Below are 16582 nucleotides of genomic sequence, written 5' to 3'. Positions count from 1 at the left end.
GGCCGCAGCCGCAGGCTTGACGTGCTTACGGAGTGCTGACGTCGCAGCGATGCGGCCATGTGGGTTACGTGCCGCTTACGGATCGATCGCTCGCCGGAATCGTCCCCTTCGCGCACCTACACTCGCCGGCATGAAGGTGCTCGTGGTCGATGACGATCCGACCGTGGCCGAGGTCGTCGTCGGCTATCTCGAACGTGCGGGGTTCGACACGGCGCACGCCGCCGACGGGCCGACCGCGCTCGAGCTGGCAGCCGTCGAGATGCCCGATCTGGTGGTCCTGGACCTGATGCTGCCCGGCATGGACGGGCTGGACGTCTGCCGACGGCTGCGCGAGCGCGGCCCGGTGCCGGTGGTGATGCTGACCGCGCTGGGCGACGAGGGCGATCGGGTGCTCGGCCTGGAGGTCGGCGCGGACGACTACGTCACCAAGCCGTTCAGCCCGCGCGAACTCGTCCTGCGGGTGCAGTCCGTGCTGCGCCGGGTCGCGGGTCCCGGCGCGCCGCCCGTGGCGCCCTCGGTGCTGCGGCACGCGGACATCGAGGTGGACGTCGGCGCTCACCGCGTGCTCCGCGCGGGCCACGAACTCTCGCTCACGGCGCGTGAGTTCGATCTGCTGTGCTTCTTCCTCGGCAGCCCGGGCCGAGCGTTCACCCGGGAGGAGCTGATGCGTCGGGTCTGGGGCTGGGAGTTCGGCGACCAGTCCACGGTGACGGTGCACGTGCGCCGGCTGCGGGAAAAGATCGAGGACGACCCGGCCGCACCCCGGCTCCTGGTGACCGTGTGGGGCGTGGGCTATCGGCTGGAGGTCGAACCCGGATGCCCGTGAAGGATTTCGCGCTGATCTGCCTGATCGCGGCGGGCAGCGGGCTCGGCGTCACCCTGCTGGGCCTGCTCGGCCTGCGGGCGCTGCGCAATCGTTCGCTCTCGGTCGCGCTGGCCGCGATGTCGGTGGTGACCATAGCCGGCATGGCCGCGGGTACGGTCGGGGTCTCCCAGGCGATGTTGCTCTCCTCGCACGACCTGACCGTGGTGATGGTGGTCTGCGCGGTCTCGGCGGTGCTCGCGATCGGCGTGGCGATGTTGCTCGGCCGCCCGGTGGTGGCCGATGTCCGCGCGCTGCGCGGTTCCGCGCGGGCCTTGGGCGGCGGCGTGCCGGGGCCGTCGCGGCGGGTCTCGGCGGTGGTCGAACTCGCGGAGTTGGGGCGGGAGTTGGAGCGGGCCGGCGTACAACTGACCGAGTCCCGGGAGCGCGAACGGGCGGTCGAACACGCGCGGCGCGAGCTGATCGCGTGGATCTCGCACGACCTGCGCACGCCGCTCGCGGGCCTGCGCGCGATGGCCGAGGCACTGGAGGACGACCTGCCCGAGGATCCGGCGCGCTATCACCGCCGGATCAGGATCGAGGTGGATCGGCTCAGCGGCATGGTGGACGACCTGTTCGAGTTGTCCCGGATCCAGGCGGGCGCCCTGAAGCTGACCCTGGCCAGGGTCTCGCTCTACGACCTGGTGGCGGACGCGATGGCCGGCACCGAGGCGTTGGCCCGGTCCTGCTCGGTGCGGCTGGCGGGCGAGGACATCGTCGCGGTCCCGGTCCGGGTGGACGGCCGCGAGATGTCCCGGGCGATCACGAACCTGCTGGTCAACGCGATCCGGCACACCCCCTCGGACGGCACGGTCGCGGTCGGGGTACGCACCGCCGAGGGCGAGGTCGTGGTCTCGGTCACCGACGCGTGCGGCGGCATCCCCGAGGAGGACCTCCCCCGAGTCTTCGACACCGGCTGGCGCGGCACCCACGCCCGAACCCCCTCCCCCGGCGGCGGCGCGGGATTGGGCCTGGCCATCGTCAGAGGCATCGTCGAGGCCCACGCGGGCCGGGTGGGGGTGGCCAACACGGGTGGCGGATGCCGCTTCGAGGTGCGGCTGCCGGCGGGGTAGGGGGAGGGGGAGGGGCCGCGAGGGGATGGGCCGCTGGGGTCGGCGGGGTGGGGTGGGGTGGGGTGGAGGCGCCCGGGGCGGGGACGGGTCGTGTTGACGGCGTGGGAGACCGCCGGGTCTGGAGTACGCAATGCCCGTGGAGGCGCCCGGGGCGGGGACGGGTCGTGTTGACGGCGTGGGAGACCGCCGGGTCTGGAGTACGCAATGCCCGTGGAGGCGCCCGGGGCGGGGACGGGTCGTGTTGGCGGGGGCGTGAGGTGGTGGGCCGACGCACGTGTGTCAGTGCGGGAGGCGGGTGCCGGGGGCGCGGGGGAAGGACGTCGGCGGGGGCGCGGGGTGGTGGGCCGACGCACGTGTGTCAGTGCGGGAGGCGGGTGCCGGGGGCGCGGGGGAAGGTCGTCGGCGGGGGCGCCGGGGGGCGAGCCCACGCACCTGCGCCGTCAACGCACGAGGCAGGTACCAGGGGCGCAGGGGCAGGACGTCGGCGGGAGCGCCGGGGGGCGAGCCCACGCACCTGCGCCGTCAACGCACGAGGCAGGTACCGGGGGCGCAGGGGCAGGACGTCGGCGGGGGCGCCGAGGGGCGAGCCGACGCACCTGCGCCGTCAACGCACGAGGCAGGTACCGGGGGCGCAGGGGCAGGACGTCGGCGGGAGCGCCGGGGGGCGAGCCGACGCACCTGCGCCGTCAACGCACGAGGCAAGGCTCTGAGATCGCGGGGGTGGCGGGTCGACGCGCGCGTGTCGTCACCACAGGCAGGCGACGCGACGGGGTCGCGGGAGCGGCGGGTCGAGTCGGCGAAAGCGCGGAGTTGCGGAGCTGCGGGCCGACGCACCCGTGTCGCTAACGCAGGGAGGCAGCGCGTTTGGGGCGGTGAGCGCGGCGAGTTGAAGGTGGCGGGCGCGCGAGGGTGGGATGAGGCGCCCGTGTTGCCATCGCAGGCAGGAGACGCAACGGGGTCGTGGGGGTGGCGGGTTGAGGCGGCGGGGTCGCGAGAGGCGGGCCGACGCACCCAGGTGGCGGCCCCCAGACAGCCGACCAACCAAGGTCGCGGAGGCGGCGGATCGAGTCGGCGAGGTCGCGAGAGGCGGGCCGACGCACCCAGGTGGCGGCCCCCAGACAGCCGACCAACCAAGGTCGCGGAGGCGGCGGATCGAATCGGCGAGGTCGCGAGAGGCGGGCCGACCTACCCGGGTTGCGGCCCCCAGACAGCCGACCAACCAAGGTCGCGGAGGCGGCGGATCGAGTTGGCTGGGTCGTGGGGGTGGTGGGTCGGCGCACCTGTGGCGTCGGTGTGGGGTGCTGGGGAATCTGGGTCGGGGCGGGGGCGGGTTGGGGTGGGCGGATTCGTGTTCGGCGGCGTTGCTGCTTGTTGGGCGACTTCGTCGCCGGCTCGCGAGGCACCACCTTTTTTCTCTCCCCCGCTTCGCTCCTCCGAGAAAAAAGGCGGCGCCTCGCTCGGGGCTTCGTGTCCCTCCGCTTCGCTCCGGGACACGAAGCCCAAACTTGCGGCTCCGCCGCTCTCCGCGCTTCGCGCGTCGATCACTGGGGTGGGCGCGGGTCGGGGGCGCTGACGCGCCGGGGGTGCGCGGTCGGGGCGGGTGGGTCGCGGCGGGGGTGGGCCGGCGGCGCGGTGAGACGAAGGTGGCGGGGGCGTGGGGGTGGAGGTCCGACGCACGCGTGGCGTTACTGCGGGGGAAGACGCGCTGGGGTGGGAGTGGGTCGTGGGTGTGGTGGGTCGACGGTGGCGGGGTTGTGTGTGGGGCGGATCGACGGGCCCGGGTCGGCGTTGTGGGTGGGCGGCTTGTCTGGAGCGCGGGGGTGGGTAGTTGGGGTGAGTGCTGAGTGTGGGGCTGTGTCGGTGGGTGGGCCAGGGGTCATGTGGTGGTGGCGAACTCTGCCATTCCGGTGGCGAAGTCGGTTTGGGCTTGCCAGCCGAGTTCGGATTCCAGGCGGGCCGCGGAGGCGGTGATGTGGCGGACGTCGCCGAGGCGGTATTCGGCGGTCGTGATCGGGGTGGGGCCGGCGTGGGCCTTGGCGAGTGCGGTGGCCATTTCGCCCACCGTGTGGGGGACGCCCGTGGCCACGTTGTAGGTGCGCAGGCCGTGGCCGGAGCGGTCCAGGGCGGCCAGGTTGGCGGTGGCGACGTCGCGGACGTGGACGAAGTCGCGGCGTTGGCCGCCGTCTTCATACACCCTCGGCGGCATGCCGGCGCGCAGCATCGAGCGGAAGATCGCGGCGACGCCGGCGTACGGGGTATCCAGCGGCATCCTCGGGCCGTACACGTTGTGGTAGCGCAGCGCGGTGGCCACGCCTCCGGTGGCCCGGGCCCAGGCGCCGGCCAGGTGCTCCTGGGCGAGCTTGGTCGCGGCGTACACGTTGCGCGGGTCGGGTGCGGCCTCCTCGCAGATTCGGCCGGGAGTGACCGCGCGCCCGCAGGTCGGGCAGGGCGGCTCGAAGCGGCCGGCCATCAGATCCTCGACCGGCCGCGGACCCGGCATCACCTCACCGTGCTCGACGCAATGCCCCAGGCCCTCTCCGTACACCACCATCGAACTCGCCAACACCAGACGTCCGATCCCCGCCCGCGCCATCGCGGCAAGCAACACCGCGGTGCCCAGGTCGTTGCAACCGACATAGTCCGGCGCGTCGTTCAGGTCCAGCCCCAACCCGACCTTGGCCGCCTGATGGCACACCGCGTCCACGCCCACCAACGCCCGATCGACCACCGCCGGATCGCGCACGTCCCCCCGCACCGCGTCCACGCCCTCGACCTCCACCACGTCGAGCACCCGCACGTCATGCCCCGACTCGGTCAAACACTCGACCACGTGTGCTCCGATGAACCCGGCGCCGCCGGTAACCAGGATTCGCATACCGCCAACGCTAGACACGCACACACCCCCGAAACCCCCCAACCACACCAACGTCACCCGTTCGTAAGACCCACACACCCCCCGCCCGCGCCGCGGACGCGACGATCCGCCACCCCCACGCCCCCAACTCACCACACCCACGACCCCGGCTGTTCGGCCGTCCCATCCGGGGACACGCGCCCGCCCCCGGCACGTCTTCTCCCTGCGGTAACGTCACGCCGCCTGTGTCGCTCCCCCACAACCCCGCCACCGTCGACCCACCACACCCACGACCCACACCCACCCCCCCGCAGTAACGCCACGCGTGCATCGGACCCCCACCCCCACGCCCCCGCCACCGCCCCAGGCTCAGACACCCGCCCCAGCCCACCCCGACCGCGCACCCCCGGCGCGTCAGCGCCCCCGACCCGCGCCCACCCCAGTGATCGACGCGCGAAGCGCGGAGAGCGGCGGAGCCGCAAGCTTGGGCTTCGTGCCCCGGAGCGAAGCGGAGGGACACGAAGCCCCGAGCGAGGCACCGCTTTTTCTTGGAGGAGCGAAGCGGGGGAAAGAAAAAGCGGTGCCTCGCGAGCCGGCGACGAAGTCGCCCAACAAACAGCCCCTCGCGAGCCGGCGACGAAGTCGCCCAACAAGCAGCCTGCGAGACTGGCCCCATGCGCATCGTTGTACTTGCCGGCGGCATCGGTGGGGCCCGGTTCTTGCGGGGTCTCAAGGCGGCCGTTCCGGAAGCGGAGATCACCGTCGTCGGCAACACCGGGGACGACATCCACCTGTTCGGGCTCAAGGTGTGCCCGGACCTCGACACCGTCATGTACACGCTCGGCGACGGCATCAACGAGGAGCAGGGCTGGGGCCGCCGGGACGAGTCCTGGAGCGTTCGCGAGGAGATGGCCGCGTACGGCGTCGAACCGACCTGGTTCGGGCTCGGCGACCGGGACTACGCGACGCACATCGTGCGGACCCAGATGCTCGCCGCCGGCTACCCGCTGTCGGCGGTCACCGAGGCGCTGTGCGCGCGGTGGCAGCCCGGCGTCCGGCTCGTGCCGATGAGCGACGACCGGGTGGAAACGCACGTCGTGGTCGACGACGCGGACAAGCCCGGGACCCGCAAGGCGGTCCACTTCCAGGAGTACTGGGTCCGGCTGCGTGCCGCGCCGACCGCGCACGCGATCGTGCCGGTCGGGATCGAGACGGCCAAGCCCGCGCCCGGCGTGCTGGAGGCGATCGCCGAGGCCGACCTGATCCTGTTCCCGCCGTCCAATCCCGTGGTCAGCATCGGCACCATCCTGGGCGTGCCCGGCATCCGGGAAGCGCTGGTGGCCGCGGAGGCGCCGGTGATCGGGCTGTCCCCGATCATCGGCGGCGCGCCGGTGCGCGGGATGGCCGACCGGGTCCTGGAGGCGGTCGGGGTCGAGACGACGGCGGCGGCCGTCGCACAGCACTACGGGCCCGGCCTGCTGGACGGCTGGCTGGTGGACACCGCGGACGCGGACGCGGTGCTCGCCGTCGAGGCGGCCGGCATCCGGTGCCGGGCGATCCCGCTGCTGATGACCGACGTCGAGGCCACCGCCGAGATGGCCCGCGCCGCGCTCGCGCTCGCGGACGAGGTGCGCTGATGGGCGCCCCGCCGCGCGGCTACTCGGTACTCGGGCTGGCCGGCCTGCCCGAGATCGGCGAAGGCGCCGACCTGGCCCGGCTGATCGCGGACGCGGCGACGGGGCCGGACGGGCCCGGCCTGCTCGACGGCGACGTCCTCGTGGTCACCTCCAAGATCCTCAGCAAGGCCGAGGGCCGGCTGCTGCGCGGGGTCGATCGGGAGAAGGTGATCGACGCCGAGGCGGTGCGCGTGGTCGCCCGCCGGGGCGATACCCGGATAGTGCAGACCCGGCACGGTTTCGTGATGGCGGCGGCGGGTGTGGACGCCTCCAACACCGAGCCCGGCACGCTGCTGTTGCTCCCGGAGGACTCGGACGCGTCGGCGCGCCGACTGCGTGCGGCGCTGGCCGAGCGAACCGGCGTACGGGTGGGCGTCGTCGTCTCGGACACCTTCGGTCGGCCCTGGCGCAACGGGGTCACCGACGTGGCGATCGGCGTCGCGGGGCTGGACGCGGTGGACGACCACCGGGGTCGGACCGACACGCACGGCAACCAGCTCGCGGTGACCATCACCGCGGTGGTGGACGAACTCGCGAGCGCGGCCGAGTTGGTCAAGGGCAAGGCGGGCGCGGTCCCGGTGGCGATCGTGCGCGGCCTGGACCGCCTGGTCACCGACGCGGACGGCGCCGGAGTGCGCCCGCTGGTACGCGACGCCCAGGACGACATGTTCCGCCTGGGCACGGCCGAGGCGATCGCCGAGGGCGCCCGGACCGCGATCACCGCGCGACGTACGGTGCGCGCGTTCACCGACGAGCCGGTCGACCCCGCCGCGGTCCGCCGTGCGGTCGCCGCCGCGATCACCGCGCCGGCGCCGCACCACACCGTGCCGTGGCGGTTCGTGCTCCTGGAGAGCGCGTCCGCCCGGACCGCGCTGCTCGACGCGATGCGCGACGCGTGGGTGGCCGACCTGCGCGCGGACGGGCTGGACGAGGACCGGATCGCGCGCCGGACCAAGCGCGGCGACGTGCTGCGCGCGGCGCCGTACCTGGTGGTGCCGTGCCTGGTCACCGAGGGCGCGCACACCTACCCGGACCCGGTACGCGCCGGCGCCGAGCGGGAGATGTTCACCGTCTCGGCGGGCGCCGCCGTACAGAACCTCCTGATCGCGCTGACCGCGGAGGGCCTGGGGTCGGCGTGGGTGTCCTCGACGATGTTCTGCCCGGACGTGGTCCGCGCGACGCTCGCCCTGCCCCCCGACTGGGATCCGATGGGCGCCATCGCGGTGGGCCGCCCGGCGGAGCCGCCCCGGGAGCGCCCGGCCCGCTCGGCGGACGACGTGATCGTGGTGCGCTGAGCTGCGCCGTGTCCGGTACGCGGAAAGGGGTGGGCCCGCCATCGTCATCGATGGCGGGCCCACCCCTTTCGCACGGTCTCTGCCGCCTGGCGCTGCCGGCCCGGATTCGGTGGACCCGCACCGCCGCCGACGTGGAGTCGGGAGCGATGTCCGGCCGATGTCCGGGGGCTTCACGCCGTGATCAGTGACCCCCTGCCGAGGCTCCACCGATGGTCGGCGGGGCCTGCGGGCGCGGCGGCGGAATGTGCCCGCCGCCGGGGGCTCCGGTACGCCCGGGGGTCGGCGACATGCCGGGGCTGTCATAGGGCGGGGGCGACGTGCGCGGCCCGTCGGCGGAGCCGAGGCTGCCGGGCGGCGCCACCTCTCCGCGCCAGGCTCCGGTCTCGTGGCCCTGCTTCTCCACGAACACCTTGAAGTGTTCGAGGTCGCCCTTGGTGCGACCACGCACGAAGCCGAGCTTGTCCCCGACCGTCTCGACCAGACCGTCGGGGTCGAACTCCATCTGGAGCATCACCCGGGTATGCACGTCGTCGAGCCGGTGGAAGGTGACCACGCCGGCTTGGTGCGGGCCGTCCAGGGTCTTCCAGGCGACCCGCTCGTCGGGTCGCTGTTCGGTGATCTCGGCGTCGAACTCCCGGGTCACCCCGGCGATTCGGGTCACCCAGTGGGTGTGCGTCGGGTCGAGTTGGTCGATCCGCTCGACCCCGCTCATGAACTGCGGGAACTCCCTGAACTGGGTCCACTGGTTGTATGCGGTGCGGACCGGCACGTCCACGTCGATCGAGTGCTGGACGGTCGTCACGAGCACTTCCTCCTCGTTCTCGGTGTCGGTTCCCGCTGCGGTGCTACACAGCCGGGTCCTTCACCCGAACGGCTGCCCGAGGCCCTCCGGGACAAACGTGGCGCATCACGCTCGCGTTGCCCGGTCCCGGCATCGACCGGTCCTCACAACGGTCCTCACAACACAGTCCTCACAACACCGATCCTCACAACGCCTTGCCGACGAAGTGCGGGCGTGGTGCGAAGCGCGGCGCCCGCCGCGGCACCTTCACCCCCGACATGCGAATCAACAACGCGGCCCGATGCCGGTTCCCCGCATAGCCCGCGAGCAGCTCCAACATGCCCGCGTCGTCGACCGCGTGCCCGGCCAGCGCGAAGCCGATCGTCTTGGGCAGGTGCAGGTCGCCCACCGACAGCGCGTCCGGATCGCCGTGCGAGCGCTGCATCGTCTCGGCCGCCGTCCACACCCCGATCCCGGGCACCAGGCGCATCAGTCGCGCCGCCTCGGGATGCGCGACGCCCGTGGTCGCCTCCAGTCGTCCGGCCACCCGGGTCGCCTCGATCACGGTGCGCGAGCGGCGCCCGTCGACGCCGGCACGGGCCCAGTCCCAGGACGGGATCATCGCCCACGTACGGGCGTCGGGCACCACTCGCAGACCGGCCGGGGCGGGCCCAGGCGGCGCCTCGCCGTATTTGCCCAGCAGCAGCCGAAAGGCCCGACGGGCCTCGATCGTGGTGACCTTCTGCTCCAGGATCGAGGGCACCAGCGCGGCCAGGACCAGCGTCGTGCGCGGCATCCGCAGTCCCGCGAACCGACGTTCCGCGTCCCGGACGATCGGGTGCAGGGCCACGAAAGCGGTCGGGTCGTCCTCGGCGCCGAGCAGCGCCGGCAGCGCGTCGAGCTGCCATTCGGCACCCGGGCCCCACGCGCTCGCCTCGATCTCGCCGGTCGCGGGGCGGTCGATCAGGCGCAGCGTGCACGGGCCGTCCGGGGTGCGCGAGGTACGCCACACCGAGCCGTCGGTGCCCGCGTGGTAGGTCGGGTCGCTGTGGCCGCGGCGAAGTTGGCCGACGGTGAGCCGCAGGTCGATCGCGAAGCCGGGACGCCACACACGATGGAGGGCACTCGGGTGCAACGGGCTCTCCTCGCGGTCCGGGTCGGGACCGCCACCGTACCTTCCCGGTTTTGCCCCGATGTGCGCAGAGCAGACTTCACCTATGCGGGTGATGGCGTTCGGCACCTATGACACGACCGTCCACCCCCGGGTGGGAATTCTCATCGAGGGCTTACGGCGCCACGGTATCGAGGTGGTGACCTGCAATGTCCCCCTCGGGCACATGGACGCGGGGCCGATGGTCCCGCCGCCGTCGGCCCATCCGGGGATCCCGCGCCAGCGAATACGGCACGCGCGGTGCATCGCGGAGTTGGTCGCCAAGGCCCGGCGCGCGCCGCGTCCGGACGTGGTGATCGTCGGCTATCAGGGCCGGCTCGACATCCAGATCGCCCGGCGGCTGTTCCCGGGCATCCCCCTGGTGCTGGACCATCTGGAGAGCGTGGACGACGTGGCCGACCGGCTCGGCCAGGCCGCTCAGGCCGAGTTGCGCAAGGTCGACCGGATCGAGCAGGCCGCGATCGCGGCGGCCCGGTTGGTGCTGGTGGACACCGAGGAGCACCGCCGGGTACTCGCGCCGGCGCAGCGTGAGCGGGCCGTGGTGGTACCGATCGGGGCGCCGCAGGTGTGGTTCGACGCGGCCTCGGACCTCGGACCGGGTGACCGGGCGGATCGGGATCACCCGACGGATCCCCGCACGGATCCGTACCTCGCCACCGATCCCGCCACCGAACCCGCCATCGATCCCTCCCCGGATCCCCCCATGGACTTCGTGCCGGACTTCCGCCCCGGTGAGGACCTGCGGGTGATCTCGTTCGGGCTGTACTCGCCGGTCCAGGGCGCACCGGTGATCGGTGCCGCGCTGAGCCGCCTGGACGGCTACCCGATCGCCGTGACGATGATCGGCCGAGGTCTCCAGGCGCAGCGAACGCGGGACCTGGTCGGGCCGAACGCTCCCCGGGTGACCTGGCGGACCTGGGTGCCCGAGGCCGAACTGCCGCGTCTGGTCGCGGCGCACGACGTATGTCTGGGCGTGTTCGGGACCGGCGCCAAGGCGCTGCGGCTGGTCCCGAACAAGGTCTTCCAGGGAGCCGCCGCGGGGTGTGCGGTGCTCACCTCGGACACCGCGCCGCAGCGCCGACTGTTCGGCCCGGCCGGGCTGTTCGTCCCCGCGGGCGACTCGGACGCGCTGGCCGACGCGCTGCGCCGGCTGGCCCAGCATCCGGCCGAGGTGGCCCGGCTGCGTGCCGCCGCAGCGGCCCTCGCGCGCGAACGCTTCGTACCCGAGGCGGTGGTGGAACCGCTCGTGGAACGGCTCCGGGAGATCGTCGAAAAACGATCCTGACCGCCCGCGGCCACCCCGTCGCTCACCCCAACCGCAGCGCCACATCCCGACGGATCGCGCCCAGTTCGTCGTAGAGCGCCTGTCCCGGACACTCCGTGTTGAACGCGTCCCGGTGCCCGGAGATCACGTCGAACGAGTGCGTCGTGCCCTTCGGGTAGCGGCTGCCGCCGTCCGACGAGGTCAGGGTGACCTTGCCCTTGGCGTCGCGGTCGTCGAGGCCGAGCTTCCACGCGAGCAGCCTCGACAGGGAGATCAGCATCGGCCCGGGCGGCTGGGCCTTGGTATAGGTGCCCATCGCGGCGACGCCCATGCTGTCGGTGTTGAACCCGAGGGTGTGTGCGCCCAGGACCGGCTTGTCGGTGCCGCCGGCGCGGCCCTCGAAGATGGTCCCGCACTTGTCCACCAGGAAGTTGTAGCCCACGTCGGCCCAGCCGTTGGTCTTGACGTGGTAGCGGTAGATCGACCGGAGCACCTTCGCCGAGTCGCTGCACGAGAAGTCGTTGCCGTCGGCGGTGTGGTGCACGAACGCGGCCCGGACCGTGTTCGTGTACTTGAACTTCGCGTCGCGCAGCGACTCGTCCGCGCCCCAGTCCTTGCGCGCGACGATCGCCGGCTCGATGGCGTGGCCCTTGACCGCGCGGCCGTCGGTGCGCTTGGGCAGGCCCGGGAGCGGGGGCATGCGGTCCAGGATCGACTCGCCGGGATCGACCAGTTCGGCGCGCAGGTCCTTCGGCGACACCCCCTCCAGCACGCCCACCCGGATCTGGATGCCATCGGAGGGGCCCGCCCAGAACGGCTCGGTACCGCCTCGCCCGCCGGCTCCCGCCCGATCGACGTCCCCGCCGCCGGTGCCGCCGTCGCCACCCGCGTGCGAGGCGTGCAGTTCGCGCCACGGACTCCAGACCCCGCCGGTTCGGGTGCGTACGTGCACCACGACGCGTTCGCCCGTGCCGGAACCGGCCCAGGTGACGCCGAGCAACGAGTAGGCGGGCGTGTGGCGTTCGGTGGTCAGCACCTCGGTCCGGCCGGTGCGCGGCGCGTCGGCGTCCGGCTCCTGTTCGATGCCGGCCAAGGGGAGGGTCACCGTCGAGCCGGGGGTGCTCGGCCGCGGGTCGGCCTGCGCGGGCGGTCCGAGCAGCACGGCGGGTACGGCGAGGGCGGCGATCGACAACGCGATTCTGGTGTACACGGGCAGACCCTCCATTGTGGGGTGGTCGAGTTCTACGGGTGCCCGGACAACGACGAAGCCCGTACCAAATGTCTTAAATACACCCATTTGCCGCACTGATTCGCGTGCTCGATAGGCTGAGCCCATGCCCAGCACCCCGGTCGATCAGTTGCGCACCGCGCTCGCCGCCGACTCCGCGCGGCCCTTCACCACCTTCTACGACGACGCCACCGGCGAGCGGGTAGAGCTCTCGGTCGCCACGTTCGACAACTGGGTCGCCAAGACCGCGAATCTGTTGCGCGACGACCTCGCGGTGGAGCCCGGAGCGCGGGTGTCCTTGTTGTTGCCCGCACACTGGCAGACCCAGGTGTGGTTGCTCGCGGCCTGGTCGCTCGGCCTAGTGGTGAGCTTCGACGCGGATCCCGCCGACGCGGACGTGGTGGTCTCGGGTCCGGACACGCTCGAGCGCGCGGCCACGTGTCCCGGTGAGCGGGTCGCGCTGGCCCTGCGCCCGATGGGCGGGCGCTTTCCCGCGCCGCCCGCCGGCTTCCTGGACTACGCGGCCGAAGTGGCCGGGCACGGCGATCGCTTCGTCCCCGAGGGCCCGACGCGGGCGCCGGACGCCGCGCTGGAGGAGGCCGGGCGGGTGTGGACGGCCGGCGAACTGGCCGAAGAGGGCGAGGCCGCCGCGCGCGAGTGGGAACTGGTCTCCGGCGACCGCCTGCTCACCTCTTTGAGCTTCGCCCGAACGGGTGGACTGCGGGCGGGCCTGCTCGCGCCGCTGGCCGCGTCCGTACCGGTTGTCGTATGCCGTCACCTGGATGAATCCCTGCTGGAGCGGCGAATCGAGGCGGAACGGGTCACCCGTGCCGTCACCCGTTCCGCCGACTAGGCCATGACAAGACGGGTCGTGCTGCGCTTTCGTGGCCCCGACCGCCCGTAGTGCCGTGCCCGGCGGTCCCTCAGCAGTCGGGGAGGCGTGGGGTTCATGGATTCGTGGGATCACCTGTATCGGTCCGAGGCCGCGGCCGAGCCCGCCGATCCGTCGAACGCGCCGCCCCACGAACCCGGTTCGGCCGCGCCGGTCGAATCCGCCCGCGGCCGGGCCGCCGCGCGGCGCGCGCGCAAGAAGCGCAACCGGCGCCGCAGGGTGTTCCTGCCGATCGGCGTCGGGGTCTCGTTGATCGTGCTGACCGGCGTCTCGGCCGGCTACTTCGCCTACCAGCGACTCAACGGCAACCTCAGGACCGACTCGGTGGACGGCAAGCTCAACGCCGACCGCCCCGACGTGGGCGGCAACGGCAAGGGCAGGCCGATGAACCTGCTGATCATCGGCTCGGACTCGCGAGCGGGCGAGAACCGCGCGCTGGGCGGTGGCGGGGACAACGGCGAACGCTCGGACACCACGCTGTTGGTGCACCTGTCCTCGGATCGCGAGCACGCCGCGGTCGTCAGCATCCCGCGCGACCTGCTGGTCACCGTGCCCTCGTGTGTCACCAGGGACGGCGCGCGCTCCGCCGAACAGCGCGGGGTGATGTTCAATTCGGCGTTCGAACTCGGCGGCGCGGCCTGTACGCGCAACACCGTCGAGAAGATCACCGACATGCGCGTGGACCACCACATCATCGTCGACTTCTCCGGCTTCAAGGGCATGGTCGACGCGGTCGGCGGCGTGGAGATCTGTCTGCCCAGAACGGTGCAGGACCGCGAGGGCAACATCTCGTTGTCGGCCGGCCGACGCAAGGTGCACGGCAAGGAGGCGCTGGACTACGTCCGGCTGCGCCACGACATCGGGCTCGGTGGCGACGGCAGCGACCTGGGTCGGATCAAGCGGCAACAGGCGTTCGTGGCCTCGCTCGCGAAGCAGATCCGCAGCGGCGACACGCTCTCGAGCCCGTCCCGGCTGTTCGCCCTGGCGGACGCGCTGACCAAGTCGATCCGGGCCGACGAGGGCCTGGACTCGGTGTCGGCCCTGGTCGACCTCGCGCGCGGCATGCGGGACCTGGAGACGAAGGACATCACCTTCGCGCACGTACCGGTGTACAACCCGCCGGAGGACAACAACCGGGTCGCGCTGATCCAGCCGGAGGCGCGGCGCTTGTTCGACGCGATCAACCACGACCGGCCGCTGGACGGTCGTGGCAAACCGGACACGAGCGCGGCGGCGGGTACGGGAGCGGCGACCACGGGAGTGGCACCGCCCCCGGCCGAGGCCGCCTCGGGCGCCTCCGCCGCACCCACGCCGACCGCCGACCGCACCGGCGCGACCGGATCGGCACCGATCGCGGGCGCCCGGGTCGCCGGGACCCCGAGGGCGGCGTCCGAGCCGGCCGGGGCGCCGGTCAAGGCGGACATTCGGAACGCGGATCAGGACATCTGCAAGGCGAACTGACGACGCGTCACCCCGTTCACGGGGATACGTACCGACTCCGGGGTCACCGATACGGCGGCGCACGGTAGCGTGCTCGCCGATACGCGAGCCGCTCCGACGCGGCGTGCTGCGCCCACATCGGGTGACCTGCGTCACACGCGAATGGCTGCACGCAACTCAAGGAAGTGGCAGCACGTCTATCACTGCAACGGCCGCTCTACGCGCGGTTCGTCGCTCTTGATCGGCGTTGGGCGCCCTGGGGAAAGAAGCAGACACGACGTGAGTGACAGCGAACGGGCCGGCAAGCAGGCCGAACCCGGTCGGGACGCGAGCCCGGAAACGGCGCCCGAGGCTCCGACCGAAGCCGAGATATCGGCCCCGCCGACGGCGGACGCACCTGCTGCGGAGGCGTCGGCCGAGGCCGGCGCGGCCGAGCGGGCCGAGGCCGAGCCGGGTACCGCCGAGACCGGCGCGCCCGGGGCCGGCACGCCCGAGCCGGGCACCGACGACACGAGCGCGGCCGGGCCGGCCGCCGCCGAACCGGGCACGGGGGTTCCCGAACAGGCCGCCCAGGCGGCCGAGCCGCCGGCCGTACCGAACCCGCCGACCCCCACCGACCCGGCGGAGCCCCTCGCCGCGATGGCCGCCGCCGGCGACGCCGCGGCCCCCGATCGGCTCGCCCGCCGCAATCGGCGCCGGCGCGTGTACAAGCGGGTCCTGATCGGCGTCACCGTCACCGTCGCGCTGTGCCTGGTGGCCGGCAGCGTCGTGGTCTACACGCTGTACCGCAAGCTGGACGGCAACATCACCACCGAGGACCTGACCGCGAAGCTGGGACCGGAGGCCGAGCGCCCACAGGTCGTCGCGCACGACGCGGCGAACATCCTGCTGATGGGCTCGGACGACCGCACCGGCGACAACAAGCAGTACGGCGACATCGGCGAGGGCACCAAGCGCTCCGACACGACGATCCTGCTGCACCTCGCCGCCGACCGGAAGAGCTCGGTCGCGGTCAGCATCCCGCGTGACCTGATGGTCGACATCCCCTCCTGCGTGCGCCCGGACGGCAGCAAGTCGCGGGCCTACCGCGACCAGTTCAACCACGCGTTCGAGATCGGCGGCGCGGCCTGCACGATCAAGACCATCGAGCAGATGACCAGGATTCGGGTCGACCACCACATCGTGATCGACTTCGCCGGCTTCAAGGAGATGGTCGACGCGGTCGAGGGCGTCGAGGTGTGCCTGAGCAAGCCGATGCGCGACACCGCCGCCAAGCTCGACCTGCCCGCCGGGAAGCAGAAGCTCGACGGTGAGCAGGCGCTCGGCTTCGTCCGCGCCCGCAAGAACGTGGACGACGGCAGCGACACCCAGCGGATGACCCGGCAGCAGCGTTTTCTGGCCGCGCTCGTTAAGAAGGTCAAGGTCGGCGACATGCTGACCCAGCCGTGGAAGTTGTACAACCTCCTCGACGCCGGAACCCGGTCGATCACCGCCGACCCGGGACTGAGCTCGCTCAAGGAGCTGATGGCCCTGTCCGACAGCATCAAGGGAATCCCGAACGACAAGGTCGCGTTCCTGACCGTGCCTCGGCAGCCGTACCGGCTCGACACCGACCGCGACGAACTGGTCCAGCCGCAGGCGGACCGACTGTTCGACGCGATCCGCCTCGACCGGGTCGCGGTCGGCACCGCGGTCAGCGGCAAGGACGAGAACGGCTTCGAGAACAACGGCGAGGTGCGGATCGAGCAGTCGGCGACACCGCCGGCGTCCGCCCGCACCACCATCGACGAGAACGGCGAGCGCGTGACGCTCACGCCGAGCGCGCCGAGTTCGAGCGGCGCCGGCAAGCCGACGGGCAAGCGCTCGACCGGCACCGAGGCGCCGACCTCCGCTCCGTCCTCGTCGGCTTCCACGGAGAATCCCCCTTCGACCAGCGGCGGTACCCCGTCGGCCAAGCCGACGCCGGCCGCGGACACGAGTCCGATCGTCACCGTCTCGGGACGAACGGCGGAACAGGACGTGTGCGCGAGCTGATTCATCGACACC

The 16582-nt window shown here is 72.6% G+C and carries 11 protein-coding genes and 1 pseudogene; 8 read left to right on the top strand and 4 right to left on the bottom strand.

What is annotated here, in order from left to right; all coding sequences use genetic code 11:
• The first annotated feature begins 130 nt into the window (after positions 1-130).
• Together ACIRL2_RS21715 and ACIRL2_RS21710 are read left to right on the top strand one after the other, a co-directional pair.
• Positions 131-826: a response regulator transcription factor gene (locus tag ACIRL2_RS21715; RefSeq protein ID WP_402234045.1), complete on the top strand. Its 696-nt coding sequence runs from the start codon at positions 131-133 to the stop codon at positions 824-826.
• Positions 823-1935, top strand: coding sequence for a sensor histidine kinase (locus ACIRL2_RS21710; protein WP_395874525.1), 1113 nt, complete (start codon positions 823-825; stop codon positions 1933-1935). Before ACIRL2_RS21715 ends, ACIRL2_RS21710 begins: the two co-directional genes overlap by 4 nt.
• Before the next feature lie 1876 nt (positions 1936-3811).
• On the opposite strand, the gene ACIRL2_RS21705 is transcribed toward ACIRL2_RS21710, so the two are convergent.
• Positions 3812-4810 (bottom strand): NAD-dependent epimerase/dehydratase family protein, encoded by a 999-nt coding sequence (locus ACIRL2_RS21705; RefSeq protein WP_395870662.1) that lies wholly within the window; start codon positions 4808-4810, stop codon positions 3812-3814.
• Positions 4811-5463: 653 nt separating this feature from the next.
• Here ACIRL2_RS21705 and cofD point away from each other — a divergent pair.
• Both cofD and ACIRL2_RS21695 read left to right on the top strand, forming a co-directional pair.
• Positions 5464-6426 (top strand): 2-phospho-L-lactate transferase, encoded by a 963-nt coding sequence (gene cofD / locus ACIRL2_RS21700; protein ID WP_395870660.1) that lies wholly within the window; start codon positions 5464-5466, stop codon positions 6424-6426.
• Positions 6426-7760 carry a coenzyme F420-0:L-glutamate ligase gene (locus ACIRL2_RS21695; protein ID WP_395870658.1) on the top strand — a complete coding sequence of 445 codons (1335 nt, stop codon included), beginning with the start codon at positions 6426-6428 and terminating at the stop codon, positions 7758-7760. Before cofD ends, ACIRL2_RS21695 begins: the two co-directional genes overlap by 1 nt.
• 358 nt (positions 7761-8118) lie before the next feature.
• On the opposite strand, the pseudogene ACIRL2_RS21690 reads toward ACIRL2_RS21695, so the two are convergent.
• Both ACIRL2_RS21690 and ACIRL2_RS21685 read right to left on the bottom strand, forming a co-directional pair.
• Positions 8119-8562 (bottom strand): annotated as a pseudogene (locus ACIRL2_RS21690) (SRPBCC family protein); the annotation flags it as partial.
• 184 nt (positions 8563-8746) lie between these two features.
• Positions 8747-9676, bottom strand: a complete 930-nt coding sequence (locus ACIRL2_RS21685; RefSeq protein ID WP_395870656.1) for a DNA-3-methyladenine glycosylase family protein — start codon at positions 9674-9676, stop codon at positions 8747-8749.
• A gap of 82 nt (positions 9677-9758) precedes the next feature.
• On the opposite strand from ACIRL2_RS21685, the gene ACIRL2_RS21680 reads away from it, so the two are divergent.
• A complete protein-coding gene (locus tag ACIRL2_RS21680) occupies positions 9759-10997 on the top strand; it encodes a glycosyltransferase (protein ID WP_395870654.1) in 1239 nt (412 codons plus the stop codon).
• A gap of 22 nt (positions 10998-11019) precedes the next feature.
• Here ACIRL2_RS21680 and ACIRL2_RS21675 read toward each other — a convergent pair whose 3' ends face one another.
• Positions 11020-12186 (bottom strand): peptidoglycan recognition protein, encoded by a 1167-nt coding sequence (locus tag ACIRL2_RS21675; RefSeq protein WP_395870652.1) that lies wholly within the window; start codon positions 12184-12186, stop codon positions 11020-11022.
• A gap of 124 nt (positions 12187-12310) precedes the next feature.
• Between ACIRL2_RS21675 and ACIRL2_RS21670 the strand changes: the two genes are divergently transcribed.
• The 3 genes from ACIRL2_RS21670 to ACIRL2_RS21660 all read left to right on the top strand — a co-directional run bounded on the left by ACIRL2_RS21670 (position 12311) and on the right by ACIRL2_RS21660 (position 16570).
• The gene (locus ACIRL2_RS21670; RefSeq protein WP_395870650.1) at positions 12311-13057 is read left to right on the top strand and encodes a TIGR03089 family protein; all 747 of its coding nucleotides are present in this window, start codon (positions 12311-12313) and stop codon (positions 13055-13057) included.
• A gap of 96 nt (positions 13058-13153) precedes the next feature.
• Positions 13154-14557, top strand: coding sequence for an LCP family protein (locus ACIRL2_RS21665; RefSeq protein ID WP_402234041.1), 1404 nt, complete (start codon positions 13154-13156; stop codon positions 14555-14557).
• Between the two features lie 258 nt (positions 14558-14815).
• Complete coding sequence (locus ACIRL2_RS21660; RefSeq protein ID WP_402234039.1) at positions 14816-16570, top strand: LCP family protein; 1755 nt, start codon at positions 14816-14818, stop codon at positions 16568-16570.
• Positions 16571-16582 lie beyond the last annotated feature (12 nt).

This window comes from Embleya sp. NPDC127516, from assembly GCF_044765325.1.
Classification (GTDB): Bacteria; Actinomycetota; Actinomycetes; order Streptomycetales; family Streptomycetaceae; genus Embleya.
This window is presented reverse-complemented; position numbering and strand designations above follow the sequence as displayed.